Annotated in this window: 19 protein-coding genes and 1 pseudogene; 14 read left to right on the forward strand and 6 right to left on the reverse strand. The window is 71.8% G+C overall.

Going from position 1 to position 19,106, the window contains the following annotated elements; all coding sequences use genetic code 11:
- Window positions 1–125: 125 nt before the first annotated feature.
- Window positions 126–1,079 (forward strand): annotated as a pseudogene (locus tag IE140_RS35450) (ArsR family transcriptional regulator); the annotation flags it as partial.
- A gap of 149 nt (window positions 1,080–1,228) precedes the next feature.
- Here the strand turns inward: IE140_RS35450 and IE140_RS35455 are convergent.
- A complete protein-coding gene (locus IE140_RS35455; protein WP_167533610.1) occupies window positions 1,229–1,375 on the reverse strand; it encodes a hypothetical protein in 147 nt (48 codons plus the stop codon).
- Between the two features lie 304 nt (window positions 1,376–1,679).
- Between IE140_RS35455 and IE140_RS35460 the strand changes: the two genes are divergently transcribed.
- The 3 genes from IE140_RS35460 to IE140_RS36350 all read left to right on the forward strand — a co-directional run bounded on the left by IE140_RS35460 (window position 1,680) and on the right by IE140_RS36350 (window position 3,170).
- Window positions 1,680–2,015 carry an STAS domain-containing protein gene (locus tag IE140_RS35460; protein WP_093445306.1) on the forward strand — a complete coding sequence of 112 codons (336 nt, stop codon included), beginning with the start codon at window positions 1,680–1,682 and terminating at the stop codon, window positions 2,013–2,015.
- Window positions 2,016–2,377: 362 nt separating this feature from the next.
- Window positions 2,378–2,686, forward strand: coding sequence for an ATP-binding protein (locus IE140_RS35465; RefSeq protein ID WP_150198741.1), 309 nt, complete (start codon window positions 2,378–2,380; stop codon window positions 2,684–2,686).
- A gap of 88 nt (window positions 2,687–2,774) precedes the next feature.
- Window positions 2,775–3,170 (forward strand): STAS domain-containing protein, encoded by a 396-nt coding sequence (locus IE140_RS36350; protein ID WP_229827146.1) that lies wholly within the window; start codon window positions 2,775–2,777, stop codon window positions 3,168–3,170.
- A 15-nt stretch (window positions 3,171–3,185) separates the two neighbouring features.
- On the opposite strand, the gene IE140_RS35475 is transcribed toward IE140_RS36350, so the two are convergent.
- From IE140_RS35475 to IE140_RS35485, 3 genes are read right to left on the reverse strand one after another with little or no spacing between them, the layout of a single operon-like run.
- Window positions 3,186–3,605: an STAS domain-containing protein gene (locus IE140_RS35475; protein ID WP_189461073.1), complete on the reverse strand. Its 420-nt coding sequence runs from the start codon at window positions 3,603–3,605 to the stop codon at window positions 3,186–3,188.
- Window positions 3,602–4,687 (reverse strand): cobalamin B12-binding domain-containing protein, encoded by a 1,086-nt coding sequence (locus IE140_RS35480; protein WP_189461074.1) that lies wholly within the window; start codon window positions 4,685–4,687, stop codon window positions 3,602–3,604. Before IE140_RS35480 ends, IE140_RS35475 begins: the two co-directional genes overlap by 4 nt.
- A complete protein-coding gene (locus tag IE140_RS35485; protein ID WP_150197234.1) occupies window positions 4,684–6,246 on the reverse strand; it encodes a PP2C family protein-serine/threonine phosphatase in 1,563 nt (520 codons plus the stop codon). The genes IE140_RS35480 and IE140_RS35485 overlap by 4 nt, the downstream gene beginning before the upstream one ends.
- Before the next feature lie 387 nt (window positions 6,247–6,633).
- On the opposite strand from IE140_RS35485, the gene IE140_RS35490 reads away from it, so the two are divergent.
- From IE140_RS35490 to IE140_RS35515, 6 genes are all read left to right on the forward strand, one after another.
- Entirely contained in the window at window positions 6,634–7,158 is a 525-nt protein-coding gene (locus tag IE140_RS35490; RefSeq protein ID WP_093445310.1) for a toxin-antitoxin system HicB family antitoxin, read from the forward strand.
- A gap of 133 nt (window positions 7,159–7,291) precedes the next feature.
- Entirely contained in the window at window positions 7,292–8,182 is an 891-nt protein-coding gene (locus tag IE140_RS35495) for a DUF4097 family beta strand repeat-containing protein (RefSeq protein ID WP_150197236.1), read from the forward strand.
- A gap of 168 nt (window positions 8,183–8,350) precedes the next feature.
- A complete protein-coding gene (locus IE140_RS35500; protein WP_150197238.1) occupies window positions 8,351–9,355 on the forward strand; it encodes an ATP-binding cassette domain-containing protein in 1,005 nt (334 codons plus the stop codon).
- The gene (locus tag IE140_RS35505) at window positions 9,352–10,143 is read left to right on the forward strand and encodes an ABC transporter permease (protein WP_093445313.1); all 792 of its coding nucleotides are present in this window, start codon (window positions 9,352–9,354) and stop codon (window positions 10,141–10,143) included. Before IE140_RS35500 ends, IE140_RS35505 begins: the two co-directional genes overlap by 4 nt.
- Window positions 10,144–10,379: 236 nt before the next feature.
- Entirely contained in the window at window positions 10,380–11,294 is a 915-nt protein-coding gene (locus tag IE140_RS35510) for an AurF N-oxygenase family protein (RefSeq protein ID WP_030808693.1), read from the forward strand.
- A gap of 9 nt (window positions 11,295–11,303) precedes the next feature.
- Window positions 11,304–12,974, forward strand: a complete 1,671-nt coding sequence (locus IE140_RS35515) for an FAD-dependent oxidoreductase (RefSeq protein WP_150197240.1) — start codon at window positions 11,304–11,306, stop codon at window positions 12,972–12,974.
- A gap of 66 nt (window positions 12,975–13,040) precedes the next feature.
- Here IE140_RS35515 and IE140_RS35520 read toward each other — a convergent pair whose 3' ends face one another.
- Complete coding sequence (locus IE140_RS35520; RefSeq protein WP_150197242.1) at window positions 13,041–14,507, reverse strand: MFS transporter; 1,467 nt, start codon at window positions 14,505–14,507, stop codon at window positions 13,041–13,043.
- Window positions 14,508–14,654: 147 nt separating this feature from the next.
- Here IE140_RS35520 and IE140_RS35525 point away from each other — a divergent pair, with 147 nt between their 5' ends.
- Both IE140_RS35525 and IE140_RS35530 read left to right on the forward strand, forming a co-directional pair.
- Entirely contained in the window at window positions 14,655–15,101 is a 447-nt protein-coding gene (locus IE140_RS35525; RefSeq protein ID WP_032781242.1) for a MarR family winged helix-turn-helix transcriptional regulator, read from the forward strand.
- A gap of 79 nt (window positions 15,102–15,180) precedes the next feature.
- The gene (locus tag IE140_RS35530) at window positions 15,181–15,858 is read left to right on the forward strand and encodes a class E sortase (RefSeq protein ID WP_229827147.1); all 678 of its coding nucleotides are present in this window, start codon (window positions 15,181–15,183) and stop codon (window positions 15,856–15,858) included.
- Window positions 15,859–15,887: 29 nt separating this feature from the next.
- On the opposite strand, the gene IE140_RS35535 is transcribed toward IE140_RS35530, so the two are convergent.
- Window positions 15,888–17,288 (reverse strand): NAD(P)/FAD-dependent oxidoreductase, encoded by a 1,401-nt coding sequence (locus IE140_RS35535; RefSeq protein ID WP_093445316.1) that lies wholly within the window; start codon window positions 17,286–17,288, stop codon window positions 15,888–15,890.
- Window positions 17,289–17,467: 179 nt separating this feature from the next.
- Here IE140_RS35535 and IE140_RS35540 point away from each other — a divergent pair, with 179 nt between their 5' ends.
- A complete protein-coding gene (locus tag IE140_RS35540; RefSeq protein WP_150197244.1) occupies window positions 17,468–18,382 on the forward strand; it encodes an aminoglycoside phosphotransferase family protein in 915 nt (304 codons plus the stop codon).
- A gap of 97 nt (window positions 18,383–18,479) precedes the next feature.
- Window positions 18,480–18,983 (forward strand): GNAT family N-acetyltransferase, encoded by a 504-nt coding sequence (locus IE140_RS35545; protein WP_150197245.1) that lies wholly within the window; start codon window positions 18,480–18,482, stop codon window positions 18,981–18,983.
- The last annotated feature ends 123 nt before the right edge of the window (window positions 18,984–19,106 follow it).

Below are 19,106 nucleotides of genomic sequence, written 5' to 3' on the forward strand. Positions count from 1 at the left end.
GTTCGGACGGATCTCCGCAACCATGCGCACCGCGCGCTCGCGAAGCTCGGGAGGGTAAGGGGACGGACGTGCCATGACTCGATCCTCTCAAGGAATCGAGCCTCCATCAGACCCGGAGCGGTTCACTGTTCGAGGTCGCCGCGAGCATGCACCGGCTGCAGTCCAGCCGAGGTCGCTGGGCCTATGCCGGGTGGTATCGGGCGGCGCGGCGGGATCTGCGGGAGCAGGGGCTGGAGCGGGCGTTGCGGAGTGTTCTGTTGCCGCTGTATCCGAGGGCCGCCTATTACCCGGACTTCTTGACGCCGTCGTCCGGGGTGGAGGGGCTGGAGGCGGGGCTGGAGGCGTTGCTGGCCACGCCGGCGGAGCGGGTCGCGGAGGAGGTCGGGATGCTGGACCGGCTCATCGGGGCGCCGGGGTGGGCGGGGCGGTTGGGTGAGCAGGGGGTGCGTCGGGAGTTCGTGGGGGTGCTGCGGGCGTATTACGGTGCCGTCGTCGTGCCGCATCAGGATCGGATCCAGGCGCGGATCGAGGCTGAGCGGGCGGTGCGGGGGCGGGGGTTGCTGCATGGTGGGGTCGAGGGGATGCTCGCGGGGCTCGGGTCCATGTTCCGGTGGTGTCCGCCGGTGCTGGAGGTCGCGTATCCGCGGCAGACGCAGGACCGGGATCTGTATCTGAACGGGCGTGGGCTCACTCTTGTGCCCTCGTATTTCAACTGGGGTGAGCCGGTCGCGTTCGCCGATCCGGGGTTGCCGCCGGTGCTCTGGTATTCGCTGTTGCACGAGCCTGCGGCCCGTCCCTTGCGGGAGGAGGATCCTGAGCGGTCTCTGGTGAATCTGCTCGGGCGGGCCCGGGCGGTTGCTCTGCGGGTGGCGGCCGGTGGGGCCACGACGGGGGAGATCGCCCGGGCGGCCGGGGTTTCGGCGTCCGCCGCCAGTCGGCATGCGACGGTGCTGCGTGATGCGGGGCTCTTGACGACCGTCCGTCATGGGCCGGCTGTTCTGCATACGCTCACCCCTGCCGGTGCAGCTGTTCTGCGCGCGGCCCGGGGTGCGGCCGGCGATGCGGGGCCGTTGAGTTGAGGCGATGGATTGGTCGCGCCACCGTTCTTCGGGTGGTGCCCCCGCTCCCCTGTGGCGGGGGCGAAGAACGGTGGCGGACCGCCGGTTCCACTGTCGCCCGGTCGGGGCGTGCCGGGCCACGCTGTTGCGGCTGAGCGCAAAAGCGCTGGTCAGTGGGTGGTTGCCAGGGGGGTGTCGTGGGTGCGGTGTGCGGCGTAGACGGTGGTGAAGGTGCCTGCGGCGAGGTGTTCGTCGACTTTCCAGGTGCCGATGCGGTCACCGTGGGGGACGGCGACGGTGTGTCGGCGGGTTTTCATCTGCATCCCTCGTACGCGTGGGAGGTCAGCACGATGAGGTCGTCCTCGCGTACGAGGTCGAAGCGGAGGGCGAGGGAGGCGAGGTTGACGTACGAGGTAGAGGGGGGTGGCAGCGCGCGCCCGGGAGCAGGGGGGTGTGCGAGCAGGGCGCGAGCTAGGTGTCCGGTTCGGTCGTTCGGGGCTCCCGGGCCGGGGTGAACGGGCCTTCCATGCGGGCGGGGCGTCGAGCCCGGAGGGGCGGCTCTGCGGTGCGTATGCCGGGTGGGGTGGGCGTTGTGTGTTCGAGGGCTGACAGAATGCGGGCATGGTTCCGTCGTTGCAGCTCGACACCCGGGTCGCCCCCGGGTGCACCACTCTGGTCATCTCGGGCGAGTGCGACCAGGACGACGTCGAGGTCCTGGAGCGGGCGCTCGCGACGCTGGTCGATGAGCCGCCGCCGGCCCTGGTCGTCGATGTGTCGCGGCTTCTTTTCGGTGACTCGGCGCTGCTGCACTTCCTGCTGTCCGCGCAGCGGGCGCAGACCGCTGCCGGGATGCGGTTGGAGGTCCGGGGGCCGCTCGCCCCCTCGGTGGAGCGTCTGCTGCGGGAGACGGGCACCTATGCGGCCTTCACCATCACCGGTGCCGGGGATGCCGCTTGAGGCGGTGACTCCCTGGGGTGTCCGGTGGCGTTCGGCCGGGGGTGCGCACCGGCCCTGGCCGTGGGAGCGGGGGCCGGCCGGTCCGGTAGGTATTTTGAGACGCGGAGCGGGTACTGGGGAGGGTCAGACCCCGTTGACCGGGCGAGCACGATTCTGTACGGAGAGGACGAGGTGGGCCGATGTCCGAGCTGACGGACGGGGGCTCCCGCCTTCCTGAGTTCTCTCCTGTGGACGGGGACTCCCGCCTTCCTGAGTCCGGCCCTGAGGCCGTCGGTGTACGGAGTCCGGGGCCGGAGAGGCGTTGCGTTCGGATCGCCGCTCCGCTGAAGGCCCGGGGCGCGCGGGCGGAGGTGAGTCGGTTGTTGGCCGGTGTGGCCGGTGAGAGGTGCGTCAACGACGCGCTGCTGGTCGTCTCCGAGCTGATCTCCAACGCGGACCGCCATGGTGGTGGGCTGCGTGTGTTCGCCGCGGGTGTCGAGGACGGGCACCTGTGGCTGGAGGTGGCCGACCACAGTGACGTGCTGCCGGAGAGTGCCGCCCCTGATCCTCTGGTTCCGGGTGGCTTCGGCTGGTCGCTGGTGCGGCGGTTGTCCGTAGACACGCAGGTCAGGCTGCATACGAATGGTGATGAACCGGGTAAGACGATCTTGGTGTCCCTGGGGCTGGAGTGAGGTTCGGGTGGGCGGTGGTGTCGAAGCGCGTGCTTGATCGTTCGGCCGAGGGGTACACGCCCGTCACCCGGACACCGAGGAAAGAGCGATGAGCAGCAGCGCGACGGCCGACGAGCAGGGCGGCTCGGGGACCGTGTGGTACAGGCGGGCCGCGTGTGCGGACGGTGGGGAGCTGGCGGTTTCGCTGGCGCTGTCCGACGGCAGGGCGTTGGTCACGGCGGTGGGCGGTATGGAGTGGCGGTGCACCTGGCCGCTGGAACAGGCGCTGGACCACGAGTGTCTGGCGGCCACGTCGGAGACCTGGCTCGACCTTTCCGGTCTGGAGTTCGCCGACTCCTCGTTGCTTCACCTGCTGCTGGATTCGCAGCGTGTCCACCGGGCAAGGGACGCCCGTCTCGTTCTGGCGGGGGCTCTTCAGCCGGTGGTGGAGCGGCTGTTCACGGTGACCGGGACGACCGCGTTCTTCATGCGTACGCCGCTGTAGTGGTGAGGGCGGGAGTCAGACGTCGCCGTCGAGTCCGGGTGAGGGACGTCCCTGGTTTCCGGGGCGGGTGGTCGCTCCGCTCGGCGCGCTGCCGGGGGCGAGGTGTTCCAGGGTGCCGGTGAGGCGCAGGATCCGGTCGACCGTGGGGTGGAGGCGTTCCAGGTCCAGGGCCACGCGGGCGGCTGTGCAGCGGCGGTGCAGCATGAGGAGGGCGGCCAGGCCCATGGAGTCGAGGCCGTCGATTCCGGAGCAGTCCAGGTGCAGTACGTCCGGGGCGGGGATCTGGTCGAGGTACCGGGTGGCTTTGACCAGGAAGTCGTCGCAGGTGTCGTAGTCCAGGTAGCCCTCCGCCCGTACCCGGACGCTCTTGGTGCTCGGGGTGGGGGCGGGTGTCAGGGTGAAGGGGGACGGGGCGGACCCGTAGGGCGGCATCATGCGGGGTTCCTGGTGTCGGTGCGGTGGACGGGGCCTGCACCGGTCAGGTGGTCCGTCGCCTGGTCGATCATGCGGGTGGTGCGGGGGAAGTCCTTGAGCTCGGCGCGCAGGAGGTCCAGCGCCGGGACGAGTGAGTGGGCAGGTACGCCGCGCGCGGTCAGGATGCGTGCCGTCCAGGCCAGGAATCCGGTGAACAGGTCGGTCCGGTCGAGGTAGAGGGCTGTGGCCAGGAAGTGGACGATGTGGGCGATGTCCTCGGCGGTGCGGTCGTGTTGGGCGCGGCTGTAGTCCCGCATCGGAGGGAAGCGTTCCGCCAGGCCCGCCATGACCGTGCGGACGAGTGCCGGGCGGGTGCGGGTGACGAGGGTGTACTCCTGGTCGGACAGGTGGGGGAGGTCGTCGAGGGGCTGGTGCGGTGACGCGGGCCGGGGGAGGGGCTCTTCGTGGAGGCGGGCGGCCGCTGTCCGGGCGTCGGGGGCCCACAGGTCCGCGCCGAGCAGCTCCGCGTACTGTCCCCGGTCGCCGAAGGCGGCTCCGCCGACCATGACGGGGGTGCCGGTGGCCTGTACCGCGGTGATGGCCGCGTGGGCGGCGGGCAGGTGGGTCGCGATGGAGCTGGAGAGGGCTACGGCCTCCGGGCCGGTGCGGTGGATGTGGGAGATCAGGTGGTGGGTGGGTACTTGGGCGCCGAGGTAGTCCACGTGCCAGCCGCGCAGCCGGAACACCTCGGCGACCAGGCGGGCGGGCAGTGCGTGCCATTCGCCGTCCACGCAGGCCACGGCGAGTCGTCTGGGCTGTCCCTCGGTGCGGGTGCGGGTGCGGTGCGACAGGGCGGCGATGGCGCGGTCGTTGATAGCGGTGGCCGCGTGCTCCTGGGCCACGGTGAAGCGGTTGGCGGCCCACTCCTCGCCGACTCTGCCCTGGACCGGGGCGATCAGGTCGAGCAGGATGCTCTCCGGCTCCCAGCCCTCGTCGAGCGCGCGCAGGACGAGTGCGGTGGCGGCGTGCTCGTCGCCCTCCGTCACGGACTGCCACAGCTGTTCGATCCAGGGTGCGGGGGTGAGCGGGGGAGCGAGCGTCATGCGGTGAACCTGCCCCGGGTGTGGCCGTCCACCGCGCTGAGGTGGTGTGAGTGGGGTGCCGCGATGGTCATGACGGCCATGTCGTCGTGGGACCGGTCGCCGGTCCACTGGGAGGCGAGCATCTGCACGTGCTCCACGACGGCCTCCGCCGGCATGCCCGCGCAGTGGGAGAGTGCCTCGGTCAGCCGGGTCTCGCCGAACATCTCGTCGCCGAGCGGGCCGCCTCTGGCCTCGGTGATGCCGTCCGTGTAGAGGAGGCAGAACTCGCCGGGGGCCAGGGCCGTACGGCTGGTGGTCGCGGCGGCGTTGGGGAGGACGCCGACGACCGTGCCCCGGGAGGGGACCGGTTCCACGGTGCCGTCGTTGCGTACGACGAGGGGTTCGGGGTGTCCGGCGCTGGTCACCGTCAGGTGTACGGATCCGGCCTCGCGCAGGGTGGAGACCAGGACGAGGGAGGCGAAGCGGGTGTGGTGCGAGCTGAGCAGTGCCCCGTTCAGCAGGTTGATCATCCGCTGGTGGTCGTCGGCAAGGGGCAGCAGGGCGTGCAGCGTGTTGCGGATCTTCCCGGTCAGCACGGCGGCTTCCAGCCCTTTGCCGCACACGTCGCCCAGCACGGCGAGGGAGGCTTCCGTTTCGTCGGCGGCCGGGTGCACGTCGTAGAAGTCCCCGCCGACGCGTTCGTTGTTCTTCGACGGCCGGTAGCCGCCCGCGAATTCCACTCCGGCCACTCGGCGCAGCACCGGGGGCATGAGGTCCTGCATCAGGGTGTGGGCCAGGGAGGACTGCTCCGCGTAGAGGCGGGCGGCCGACATGGCGGCGCCGGCCCGGGCGGCGAAGATCCGGGCGAAGATCTCTTCCTCGCTGCTGAAGGCGCCCGAGGCGTTCCGGCGCAGCAGGACGAGGGCTCCGGCGGGGACGCCGTGGCCGGGCAGTGGTGTCACGACGATCGAGCCGACCGGGCCGAATCCCTCGGGTGCCAGCCAGGCGGGGGCGGAGGCGGGGTCGATCCAGCGCGACGGGACCGGGGGGAAGCCCTGGAGCGCCTCGGCGAGCCCGGGCATCTCCTCCGGGTCCTCCAGCCGTATGGCGGAGTGGGGCTGCCCGTCGCGCAGACAGGTCACCACCGGGTACCTCTTGCCGGTGCGCGGTGTGATGACGAGGGCCGCGTCGGCGAGGTGCTGGGCCGCGAGTTCCGCGGTGACGTCCATGCAACGTTCCAGGTTCAGCGACGACAGCAGCGCGTTGGACGCCTCGCCGAGGAACGCGCTGCGCTGCCGCTCCGTCCGCAGCGCCTGGCGGGCGAGGCGGTGGTCGGTGTCGTCGACGAGCCACCAGATGACCGTGCCGTCGGTGTGGTCGCTCGGGTGTGCGGCGAAGTCGCGGTCGCCGATGGTGCCGCTCGGCGGTGCGTCGTCGCCCGGTCCGGCGGCGCGACGACGGTGCCCCTGGTCCAGCCAGTCGATCCCGGCTTCGGACAGGGGGCGGCCCCGGCGCAGCCGAGGTATCAGGGCCTTCGCGGCGTCGTTGTAAAGGCGGACCGCGCCCTGTTCGTCCACCACCAGCGCGGGATACGGAGAGGTATTCCACGCCGAGGCTTCGAGGGGCTCGGCCGTGCGGGCCGTGGGGACCTGCGGGATTGACGTCACATCGGGGAGAGCCCGCTGGGCGAACTCCTCACCTCATTCAGTCGGGAATGTTGCCGTTCGGCAACCATCCACCCTCTCGGACCCGATGGCAAACCCCCCCGGTCGGTGGGGGCGGGATGTGCCGAGGCGGCGCGCAGGTGTGCCATCTGGTGCCGGAGTGATGCCATCGTTGACCCTCGCGGCGGTTTCGGTGGTGCCGCCTCTCACTTCGTCACCGTGTTTTCGCAGGTCAGATAGCTATTTTCGAGGGTCGTGCCAGATTGGCTCGACGTGGTGCCAATTATGCGCCATGATGGCGTCATGGACCTCACCCCCTACGTCGACAACCTCCGGCGGGAACTCGCCGTCGCCGCGGATGCCAGCGGTGACGAAGCCCGTGCCCTCGCCGAGCGGCTCAGTGCTCCCCTGGAGTCCGCCGCCCGGCTGACCCTGCTCAACGTGCTCTCCGCGGCCATGAGCGACGTCACCCGGGAGCTGGCTCCCGGCTCGGTCGACGTACGGCTGCGCGGGCTCGATCCCGAGTTCGTGGTGACACCGCCGCCGGCGCCCGAGCCGGTGCGGGAGGCGCGGGAGCCGGTCGTGGCTCCCGTCGTGGCCGCGCCGACCGCCTCGGAGGGCGACGACGGCACCATGGTCCGGATCAACCTCCGCCTCCCCGCCCACCTCAAGGGTCGTGCCGAGGGTGCGGCGGCGGCGGAGGGTCTGTCGGTCAACGCCTGGCTCGTGCGGGCCGTGGCCGTCGCCCTCGACGGAGGGGGGCACACGGGCGCACCGGGCCGGGGCAAGGAATCGGGCGGCCGCGGCTTCACCGGATGGGTCCGTTAGGGACCGCCTGCTCACGCTTCACTTCACCGGCGGATCGCCGATCCGGCCGACGTAACCGATCGATCGCCACCGAGCGCTGACTGGGCGTCACTGATCGGTCGGCAACTCACCGAGCCAAGAGGACGGGACAGCCATGCCTTCTTTCGATACCCCTGAGCCCATCTCCGCCGTCGTCGAGCTGGACGCCGGTACCGCCCGCATCACCGCCGGCAAGCGCGCCGACACGGTCGTCGAGGTGCTTCCGGCCAACGGAGCCGATCAGGACGACGTACGCGCCGTGCAGCAGACCCAGGTCTCCTGCTCGGGCGGTCGCCTCACCGTCAAGACCCCGAAGAAGCGGACCCTGTTCGGCAAGCCGGGCTCCGTCGTGGTGAGCATCGAACTGCCCGCAGGGTCCGACGTGCGGGGCTCCTCCGCCCTGGGCGGCTTCTTCTGCGAAGGCCCCCTCGGCGAGGTGCGGCTGAAGACCTCGCTCGGCGACGTCCACGTGGACGAGGCGGCCCGCGTCGAGCTCACCACCGACCACGGCGACATCCGGCTGGCGCGCTCCACCGGGGACGCCGAGGCCGTCGGCTCGGGCCGGGTCGAGATCGGTTCGGTCGCCGGGGCGGCGGTGGTCAAGAACGGCAACGGCACGACCGAGATCGACGAGGTCGGCGGAGAGCTGAAGGTCAACGCGGCCAACGGCGACATCTCGGTGGGCGTCGTGCACGGCGACGTCGTCGCCAGGTCCGCCAACGGCCGGATCGAGATCGGCGTCGCCCACGCCGGGGTGGAGGCGACCTCCTCCAACGGCCGCATCCGGGTCGGCGACGTGATCCGGGGGCGGATCGCTCTGCGGACGTCGGTCGGCGACCTCGAAGTCGGCATCCACGAGGGCACCGCGGCCTGGCTCGACCTGAACCCCAAGTTCGGCACCGTACGCAATGCGCTCGGCGCCGCCGCCGGTCCCGAGGACTCCGACGAGACCGTCGAGGTGCACGCCCGGAGCGGGGCCGGCGACATCATCGTCCGCCGCGCCTGATCCCCGGCCCGGGTCTCCGGACCCGTACGGCCCGGTCCCGACGACCCCGTACGGCCCGGCCCCGACGACCCCGTACCGGTCGGCGGCTCGGCATCGCCCAGCAATCGCCCAGTACCGCCACCGCCCCGCTCGACTCACCGCACTCACCGCTCGCGAAAGGGAACCAGCATGACTGTCACCCGGGCCTCCGCGCCGCGTGCCGCACAGGCCGCGACGCAGGCGATCAGCGCCGCCGGACTGCGCAAGTCCTACGGCGACAAGGTCGTGCTCGACGGCATCGACCTGTCGGTGCCGCAGGGCACCGTCTTCTCCCTGCTCGGCCCGAACGGCGCGGGCAAGACCACCGCCGTCAAGATCCTCTCCACCCTCATCACCGCCGACGTCGGCGAACTGAGCGTCGGCGGCCACGATCTGGCCGCCGATCCGCAGGCCGTGCGGGCCGCGATCGGGGTCACGGGGCAGTTCTCGGCCGTCGACGGGCTGATCACCGGCGAGGAGAACATGCTGCTGATGGCGGACCTGCACCATCTGTCCAGGCGTGAGGGGCGGCGGGTGGCCGCCGAACTCCTGGAGCGTTTCGATCTGGTGGAGGCGGCGAAGAAGCCCGCCGCCGGCTACTCCGGCGGCATGAAGCGCCGTCTCGACATCGCCATGACGCTGGTCGGCGGGCCGCGGATCATCTTCCTCGACGAGCCGACCACCGGCCTGGACCCGCGCTCCCGCCACACCATGTGGGGCATCGTCCGTGAGCTGGTCGCCGACGGTGTGACCGTCTTCCTCACCACCCAGTACCTGGAGGAGGCCGACGAGCTGGCCGACCGCATCGCCGTTCTCCACGACGGGAAGATCGCCGCCGAGGGCAGTGCCGAGGAGCTGAAGCGGATCGTCCCGGGCGGGCACGTCAAGCTCCGCTTCACCGACCCGGACGGCTACCGGTCCGCCGCCTCCGCCCTGCGTGATGCCGCGCGCGACGACGAGGCGCTGGCGCTCCGGATCCCAAGCGACGGCAGCCAGCGCGAACTGCGCTCCATCCTCGACTGGCTGGACTCGGCCGGTATCGAGGCGGACGAGCTGACCGTGCACACGCCCGACCTCGACGACGTCTTCTTCGCCCTCACCGAATCGGCCGCCGCCCCCGCCCGGAACAACCAGCCGAAGGAGGCTGTCCGATGAGCTCGCTCACCCTCGCCGTCCGCGACACGAACACCATGCTGCGCCGCAACCTGCTGCACGCCCGGCGCTACCCCTCCCTCACCCTCAACCTGCTCCTCACGCCTGTCATGCTCCTGCTGCTTTTCGTCTACATCTTCGGTGATGTGATGAGCGCGGGCATCGGCGGCGCGGGGGCCGACCGTTCCGCGTACATCGCCTACATCGTGCCGGGTCTGCTGCTGCTGACCATCGGCTCCACGGTGGTCGGGACCGCGGTGTCCGTCTCCAACGACATGACCGAGGGCATCATCGCCCGCTTCCGCACGATGGCCATCCACCGCAGCTCGGTGCTCGTCGGACATGTCGTCGGCAGCGTGCTCCAGAGCGTGCTGAGTGTGGTCGTGGTCGGCGCGGTCGGCGTCGCCATCGGCTTCCGGTCCACGGACGCCACGGTCCTGGAGTGGCTGGCCGCGTTCGGGCTGCTCGTGCTCTTCTCCGCCGCCCTCACCTGGGTCGCCGTCGGCATGGGCCTGATCAGCCCGACCGCCGAGGCGGCCAGCAACAACGCCCTGCCGATGGTGCTGCTCCCGATGCTGTCCAGCGCCTTCATCCCGGTGGAGACGATGCCGGGCTGGTTCCGGCCGATCGCGGAGTACCAGCCCTTCACCCCGGCGATCGAGACCCTGCGCGGTCTGCTGCTCGGCACCGAGATCGGCCACAACGGCTGGCTGGCCGTCGGCTGGAGCGTCGGCCTGGTGGTCCTCGGCTACTTCTGGGCGACCGCGAAGTTCGCCCAGGATCCCCGGTAGTTCGCGGGAGAAGACCTTGGCGGAGTGAGGAGATGTGGTGAGGTCCCGGGCCGATTTCTACCGAGGGGTAGGCGGCCCGGGCTCCTTGTTATACCTTGCGTCTAACAAGCGGGTGGAGTGCTCGGGTGGCGGTGCGGCCGTCGTTCCCGGCCCCGTACGCCCGTAACAGCACGGCTGTCGACGTACGCACATCACCACGATCAAGGATCACCGCACTCGACCCAAGGAGCCGCAGCATGGCCGGCAGCACCGTTCCGTCGAAGGTCCAGGAAAGTCCCGAGGGCGACGACGTCGCGCGGCGGCTGCTCGACTCGGCCGCGCAGCTGGCGTACGACCCGGCCACCGAGGTGGACTGGGAGACGCCGCTCGACAAGGAGTTCCACGGCGCGAGCCCGGAGTGGAGCAGTCTCTACGGGACCGCCTACTGGGGCGAGCTGACCGAGGCGCAGCGCAAGGAGCTGACCCGGCAGGAGGCGGCTTCGGTCGCCAGCACGGGCATCTGGTTCGAGATGATCCTCCAGCAGATGGTGCTGCGGGACATCTACATGAAGAACCCGGCGGGCGCGGAGTTCCAGTGGGCGCTCACCGAGATAGCCGAGGAGTGCCGGCACTCGATCATGTTCGCGCGCGGCGCGCAGAAGCTGGGCGCGCCCCACTACCGGCCGCGCCGGGCGGTGATGGAGCTGGGGCGGGCGTTCAAGACGCTGGCGTTCGGCGAGGCGGCGTACGCGGCGATCCTCGTCGCCGAGGAGGTCCTCGACGTGATGCAGCGGGACTGGATGCGCGACGAGCGGGTCGTGCCGTTCGTCCGCACCATCAACAACATCCATGTGGTGGAGGAGTCCCGGCACATGAAGTTCGCCCGGGACGAGACCCTCAAGCGACTGGAGGGCGCGGGGTGGGCGCGCCGGCAGATCAACGCCTTCGTCGTCGCCGTCGCCTCGTACTTCATCGTGACCAGCATGGTGAACCCGGAGGTCTACCGGAAGGCCGGGCTCGACAAGCGGCGCGCGCTGGCCGCCGCGAAGAGCAACGCGCACCACAAGTCGATGATGCGGTCCAGCTGTTCGGGGCTGATGGACTTCCTGGCCTCCGCCCGTCTGCTCACCAAGCCCGCCCTCGCGTTCTACAAGCGCGCGAACCTGATCTGAGCCGGTGCCATGACCTACGCGATCACCCAGACCTGCTGCAACGACGCCACCTGCGTGGCCGTGTGCCCGGTCAACTGCATCCACCCGACGCCGGAGGAACGCGCCTTCGGCTCCACGGAGATGCTGCACATCGACCCCCGGGCGTGCATCGACTGCGGGGCCTGCGCGGACGCCTGCCCGGTGGACGCGATCTTCCCGGTGGACTCGCTGTCCGCCGGGCAGCGGGAGTACGCGGACATCAACGCCGCCTATTACGAGGGCGAGGAGCCGCTTCCCGTCGGCGACGAGGTCGACGGGCCGAACTTCCATGTCTGGGGCGAGCCCGCCTTCGAGCGGAGTCTGCCCTCCGACTTCGGGCCGCTGCGGGTGGCCGTCGTCGGTACCGGGCCCGCCGGGATGTACGCGGCGCAGGACCTGCTGCTGCACACCGCCGCCGAGGTGACCCTGATCGACCGGCTGCCGGTGGCGGGCGGGCTCGTCCGGTACGGGGTGGCCCCCGACCACCCCGCGACGAAGAAGGTCGGCGACACCTTCTCCCGCTTCCACTCCCACCCCCGGGTCCGGATGCACCTGGGGATCGAGGTGGGCCGGGACGTCACGGCCGAGGAGCTGTCGGCCCACCACGACGCGGTGATCTACGCGGTCGGAGCCTCCACGGACAAGCGGCTCGGGGTACCGGGTGAGGAGCTGCCCGGCTGCCTGTCGGCCACGGCGTTCGTCGCCTGGTACAACGCCCACCCGGAGGCCGTCGCGCAGGGCGTCGACCTCTCCGCCGAGCGGGTCGTCGTCGTCGGCAACGGCAATGTCGCCCTCGACGTCGCCCGGATCCTGGTCGCCGACCCGGAGGCGCTCGCGGCCACCGACATCGCCGCCCACGCCCTGGACGCGCTGCGGGCTAGCCGGGTCCGGGAGGTGGTGGTGCTGGGGCGGCGGGGTCCCGAGGACGCCGCGTACACCCGCTCCGAACTCCTCGCGCTGAAGCATGTGCCGGGCGTGGAGCTGGTGGTGGACGACCACGATCCGCGTACGGCGGCGGTGATCGACGCGGCCGGGGCGGGCGACCGGGCCGGGGTGCTCAAGGGGCTCGCCCGGGTCCGGACGGACGCCGCGTCCCCCACGGGCGGCGAGCGCCGCATCGTGCTCCGCTTCCACTCCGAGGTCGTGGAGATCCAGGGCGGGGGCGGCGGGGTGCGCTCCGTACGCGTCACGGACGGCGGCGGGGCCGGCGCTGCGGACCTGGGTGCCGGGCTGTTGCTGCGGGCCATCGGATACCGCGGACTCCCGGTCCCCGGGCTGCCGTTCGACGAGGCCTCGGGCACCGTCCCGCACGACGGCGGCCGGGTCGCCGGGCTGCCCGGCAGCTATGTGGTGGGCTGGATCAAGCGGGGGCCGTCCGGCGGGATCGGCGCCAACCGCACCTGCGCGGCCGAGACGGTCGGTGCGCTCCTGGCCGACGCGGTCGCCGGGGAGCTGCCCGCGCCCAAGGGCGATGCCAAGGCGTTCCGGCGCCTCGCCCGGCAGCGCAACCGCCGGGTCGTGGACGCCCGGGGGCTGGCCGCGATCGACCGCGCCGAACGGGACCGGGGGCGGCGCGACGGCCGGCCCCGGGTGAAGCTCGCCACCGTCGAGGAGCTGGTGGCCACGGCGAGGTCGGGACGGTTGCTGCGGCTGACCCGCTGACCCCGTGACCCGCTGACCCCTGACCCCCTGACCCGCCGATCGCACGCCGTGCGGGGGGAGCGCCGCTCAGGCCTTGGCCTCCGTCGCCTCCGGTACGGCCGCCGGTCCGGTGGCGGCGGGCTGGAGCGGTGCGGTTGCCGGGCGTACGGGGATGAGCGCGGCGACGACCGCGGCGGCGAGGCCGACCCCGCAGCCGATCAGCATCGCGGCCCGGAAGCCGTCCTCGGAGGGCAGCGGGAAGCCGCCGAAGTCCGTGGTCATCCGGGCCAGGACCACGCCGATCACCGCCGCGGCGAACGACGTGCCGATCGACCGCATCAGGGCGTTGAAGCTGTTCGCCGACGCGGTCTCGGACTGCGGCACCGCGCCCATGATGAGCGCGGGCATCGCCCCGTACGCGAAGCCGACGCCCGAGTTGCAGACGAGGGTGACGACCAGCAGGCTCCACGGGGAGTCCGAGCCGATCAGCGGTACGGACAGGCCGTAGCCGGCGGCGATGAGCAGGCTGCCGACGGCCAGGGTGACCTTGGGGCCCTTGGCCGCGGACAGCTTCGCGCCGACCGGGGACATCGCCATCATCATCAGGCCCGCCGGTGCCATCCACAGGCCCATGGCGAGCATCGACTGCCCCAGGCCGTACCCGGTGGCGCCGGGCAGCTGGAGCAGCTGGGGCACGACGAGGGACTGGGCGTACATCGCGAAGCCGACCAGGATCGAGGCGGTGTTCGTCATCAGGACCTGGGGGCGGGCGGTGACGCGCAGGTCGACCAGCGGGTCGGTCAGCCGCAGTTCCCACCAGCCCCAGGCGGGCAGCAGCACCACCACGGCGGCGAAGAGCGTGAGCGTGGTGGCGCTGCCCCAGCCCCAGTCGGCGCCCTTGGAGACGGCGAGCAGCAGGCAGATCAGGGCGGCGCCGAGACCGACGGCCCCGGGCAGGTCGAAGCGCCCGGACCGGGCGGCCGGACGGTCCCCGGGGACCAGGGCCAGGATCAGCGCGCCGACCGCGAGGGCCAGCACGGCGACCACCCAGAACAGCACCCGCCAGCTGGTGTTCTCCGCGATGGCGGCGGCGAACGGCAGGCCCAGCGCGCCGCCCACGCCCATCGAGGCGCTCATGATCGCGATGGACGGGCCGAGCTTCTCGGCCGGGACCACGTCGCGCAGCAGGCTGATGCCGAGCGGGACCACGCCCATGCCGAGGCCCTGGAGGCCGCGTCCGGCGATCATCGGGACCACGGAGGAGGACAGGGCGCAGACCACCGAGCCGAGGACCAGCGGGACGAGCGAGAGCAGCAGCATGCGCCGCTTGCCGTACATGTCGCCGAGCCGGCCGGCGACGGGCGTGGCCACGGCGGCGGCGAGCAGGGTGGCGGTGATGACCCAGGAGGCGTTGGACGCGGAGGTGTCGAACAGCTTCGGCAGCTCCGCGATCAGGGGCACCACCAGGGTCTGCGTGAGCGCCGCCACGATCCCGGCGAAGGCCAGGATGCCGACGATTCCTCCCGGGCGGGCTGCGGGGGGTGAACTCTCCACGGGTACTGCTCCCTCGTGCCCTTCCGGGCGGGTCGGCGGATGTGCCTTCGGTGTTCGGCTATGCACCATACATGCAATGTGTATTGTGCATAGCAAATGCATCATGCACATCTATCGTGATAGTCCTGGTCAACGAAGGAAGAGCGCGTGGACAAGCCCATCGGCCACATCGAGCGCGAGACCATGCTGCTCGGCCGGTACATGCACATGGTCACCCCGCGCGTGGACTGGCAGCTCGACCGCTCCGCCTACATCCTGCTCAGCCGGATCCAGGCCGAGGGGCCCATGTCCATCGGCCAGCTCGGCGACGCCTTCCGGCTGGACGCCTCCACGCTCAACCGGCAGACCGCCGCGATGCTCCGGGCCGGCGTCGTCGAGCGCATCCCGGACCCCGACGGCGGGATCGCCCGCAAGTTCGCCATCACCGAGGAGGGCGAACGCCGCCTCGACAGCGACCGGGCCAGGAACGTGGCGGGCCTCGCGAAGGTGCTCGCCGACTGGACCCCGGAGGAGGCGGAACAGCTCGCCGCCTCGCTCAGCCGGCTGAACCTCTCGATCGAACGGCTCGACGGGCGGCCCTGGCCCCGCGACTGATCGCCGGGCGCCCGGGGCGGTGTCCTGGTGTACTGGAAATACAGGGGCCGGGGGACCGATCCGGTCCCGGATGTTCCAGATGTTCCGGATGTTTCGGACGGGGAAGCTGATGCGCCGCCGCCACCGTCTTCGTACGCGTACGTTCCTCAGGGCCTCGGCCTGCGCCGGTGCCGCCGTGCTGCTGACCGTCGGCGCGGGCACCGCTGCCGCTTCCACCGCCCCGGCGGACCGCACCGACCCGCGTACCCAGGTCGCCGTCCTCGGCATCCCCGCCATCGGCGTCGACGACCTGGACGTGGTGCCGTACGAGGGGACCACCGACGACCGGGCCGGCAGCCGGATCCAGGACCGGGGCGTGGCGGCCAGCCCGTACGGCGAGGAGGGCGGGGTCGGGCCGGGCGACGTCGGCAACTACCTCGTCACCGCACACCGGCTGAGCGCCGGAGGGGTGCTGCGCGAGCTGCCGGAGCTGGAGAAGGGCGATCCCGTGCACGTGACGGAGGACGGCACCCGCTACACCTACGAGATCACCGCCACCCGGCAGACCTCCTTCCGCAGTGAGCGCTCGCTCGCCGAGCAGCGGGCCGAGGTGCCGGGGAAGCCGGGCGAGGAGCCGACCCGGGCGATGATCACGCTCTCCACCTGCGCGACCCCCGAGGACGACGCGGCCGGGAACTTCTGGCGCGACGAATTCGGCAACCCCGAGCACCGCATCGACAAGGTGGGCGTGCTGGTGGCGGAGCGCCCCGCGCCGTAGCCCGCCCGCACCCGCTTCGTGGTCCGGCCTCAGTGGCGGCCCGCGATGCGGTCCGCGATCTTCGCGATGGGGTCGGTGCCGGGGCGCGGCGAGGTCGTCTCGCGGCGGTCGGCGGCGCGGTAGGCCGCGTACATGCCGTGGACGCCGAGCCAGCGGAGGGGTTCGGGCTCCCAGCGGCGGACCTTGTGGTTCACCCACGGCAGCGTGGTGAGGTCGGTGGGCCCCGCCTGGCCGGAGTCCTGCTGGATCAGGTCGCGCAGGGTGCGGGCGGCGAGGTTGGCGGTGGCGACGCCCGAGCCGACGTAACCGCCCGCGTATCCGAGGCCCGTGGAGCGGTCGAGCGTGACGGTGGCGCACCAGTCGCGCGGGACGCCGAGGACGCCCGACCAGGCGTGGTCGACGTGGACGCCCGCCGTGACGGGGAAGAGCCGGACCATCAGGTCGCGCAGGGCGGTGACGGTGGAGGCCTGGGTGCGGCCGTCGTTGTCGGTGGCCGAGCCGAAGCGGTACGGGTAGCCGCGGCCGCCGAGCGCGATGCGGTCGTCGGCGGTGCGCTGGGCGTAGAAGTAGGCGTGGGCCATGTCGCCGAGGGTCTCGCGGCCCTCCCAGCCGATCGCGTCCCAGATCCGTGCGGGCAGCGGCTCGGTGACGATCATGGAGGAGTTCATCGGGAGCCAGGTGCGCTTCTGGCCCTTGAGGCTCGCGGTGAAGCCCTCGGTGCAGCGCAGGACGTACGGGGCGCGGACCGTGCCGTACGGGGTGACGGCGTGCTTGGGCTTGATCTCGGTGACCGGCGTCGACTCGTGGATGGTGACGCCGAGCGCCTCCACCGCGTCCGCGAGCCCCTTGACCAGCTTGGCCGGGTGCAGCCGGGCGCCGTGCGGGGTCCAGGTGGAGCCGACGGCCCCGGTCACCTGGACGCGCTCGGCAGTCTCGCGCGCTCCGCGCAGGACCCGGTCACTCTCCCCGAAGGCGATCTCGACGCTGTGGAAGTCCTTGAGGCGGGCGAGCTGGGCCGGGGTGTGGGCCACCTCCAGGACGCCGCCCTGGTGGATGTCGGCGTCGATCTTCTCCTCGGCTGCGGTCCTGACGACCTCGCCGACGGTGTCGTTCATCGCCTTCTGGAGCCGTACGGCGGCCTCGTGGCCGTGCAGCTTGGCGTACCGGTCGCGGCCCGCGATGCCGTTGTACAGCCAGCCGCCGTTACGGCCGGAGGCCCCGTAACCGCAGAACTTGGCCTCCAGGACGGTGATGTTGAGGAAGGGGACGGCCTTCTTCAGGTAGTACGCCGTCCAGAGGCCGGTGTAGCCGCCGCCGACGATGCAGACGTCGACGTTCGTGTCGCCGGGGAGCGGTTCGCGCGGGGTGGGGGTGCCCTCCTGCGCGTACCAGAACGATATGCCGCCGACGACGGTACTGACGGTGCTCATGATGCCCCTGGTGTCCCTGTCCGGTGAGATGCCGAGCGTATGTGTGGCGGGACGTTACTGCGCGCGGGGCCGTTTCGTCTCCTGGGCCCTTTCCGGTCCCCTTCCGGTCCCCTTCCGATCCCTTCCGGTCTCCGAAAATCGCTCCTCCCCGAGACCGGCGCCTCTCTAGGATCGGCTGCGTGATCGAGATCCCGGACGAGTTGGCCGCCACCCAGTCCGCCTTCAACGGAGCCGCCGGGCGGGCTTTCGTCGCCGCCCTGCCGGACCTGGCGGCGCAGTCGCTGGAACGGTGGGGGCTGCGGCCGGACGGCCCGTCCATGTACGGGATGTGCGCGCTGGTCCTGCCGGTGGTGCGGGAGGCGGACGGGCGGCCCGCGGCCTTGAAGCTCCAGGCGGTGGACGAGGAGACGGCGGGCGAACCGGTCGCGCTGCGGGCGTGGTCGGCGGCGGGCGCTGGGGCGGTGGAGCTGCTCGACCACGACGCGGAGAGCGGTGCGATGCTGCTGGAACGGCTCGACGAGCGGCGGCCGTTGTCCGGCGAGGCCGATGTGCGGGAGGCGGTGAAGGTCCTCGGCTCGGTGCTGGCCCGGCTGGTGGCGGTGCCCGCTCCCGAGGGGCTGCGCACGCTGGGCGGTGTGGTGGAGCGGATGCTCGCGGCGGTGCCGGAGCGGGTGGGCCTGCTGGCCGACGCGGCGGACCGGCGGCTGCTCGCGGACTGCGCGGCGGCGGTGCGGGAGGTCGCGGGCGAGCCGGGGGACCGGCTGCTGCACTGGGACCTGCACTACGACAACATCCTGGCCGGGCGCGCCGACGCGGGGCGGGCGGCGGAGTGGATCGCGCTCGACCCGAAGCCGCTGGCGGGGGACCCGGGCTTCGAGCTGTTCCCGGCGCTGGACAACCTCTTCGACGCGGACGAGGTGGTGTGGCGGTTCGACGCGTTGACGGAGGCGCTGGGCCTGGAGCGCGACCGCGAGCGGGCACGGGCCTGGACGCTGGGCCGGGTGCTCCAGAACGGGCTGTGGGGAGCCGAGGAGGGGGAGGTCCGGCTCGCCCCCGACCACGCGGAGATCGCGCGGCGGCTGCTGGGGCGGTGAGCGGGGCGGGCAGGAGCGGAGGCGGCAGGACCGGGGACGGCCGGGTGTTCGGAAAAAGGGCGTGTGGCCGGGGCGGCGGGCTGTTTACCCTGCGCCCATGATTCGTATCGCCACACCCGACGACATTCCCGTCCTGCACGCCCTGGTGCGTGAACTCGCCGCGTACGAGAAGGCCCTCGACGAGGTCGTCGCCTCCGAGGAGCAGTTGGCCGAGGCCCTGTTCGGCGACCGACCGGCCGCGTACGCGCATGTGGCGACGGCCGACGACGGCAACGGCAACGGGGACGGCGGCGAGGTCATCGGGTTCGCCCTGTGGTTCCTCAACTTCTCCACCTGGCGCGGTGTGCACGGCATCTATCTGGAGGACCTGTACGTCCGCCCCGAGCGGCGCGGCGGCGGCCACGGCAAGGCGCTGCTGACGGAGCTGGCACGGATCTGTGTGGAGCGCGGGTACGAGCGGCTGGAGTGGTCGGTGCTCGACTGGAACGCCCCGTCCATCGCGTTCTACGAGTCGCTGGGCGCCCGGCCGCAGGACGAGTGGACGGTGTACCGGCTGACGGACGGGGCGTTGGCGAGCCTCGGGGGCGGCGGCACCCACTAGTAGGGCTTTGTTAGGTGGTGTCGTAGGGCTGCCATGGGGTGGGTTGTCGGCAGGTGGGGCAGGTTCCGGTCCAGGTGGCCAGTAGGTGTTGGAGGAGGTCCAGGGCCTGGTAGAGGGTCAGGC

This window comes from Streptomyces parvus (assembly GCF_014648875.1).
GTDB classification, from domain to species: Bacteria; Actinomycetota; Actinomycetes; order Streptomycetales; family Streptomycetaceae; genus Streptomyces; species Streptomyces parvus.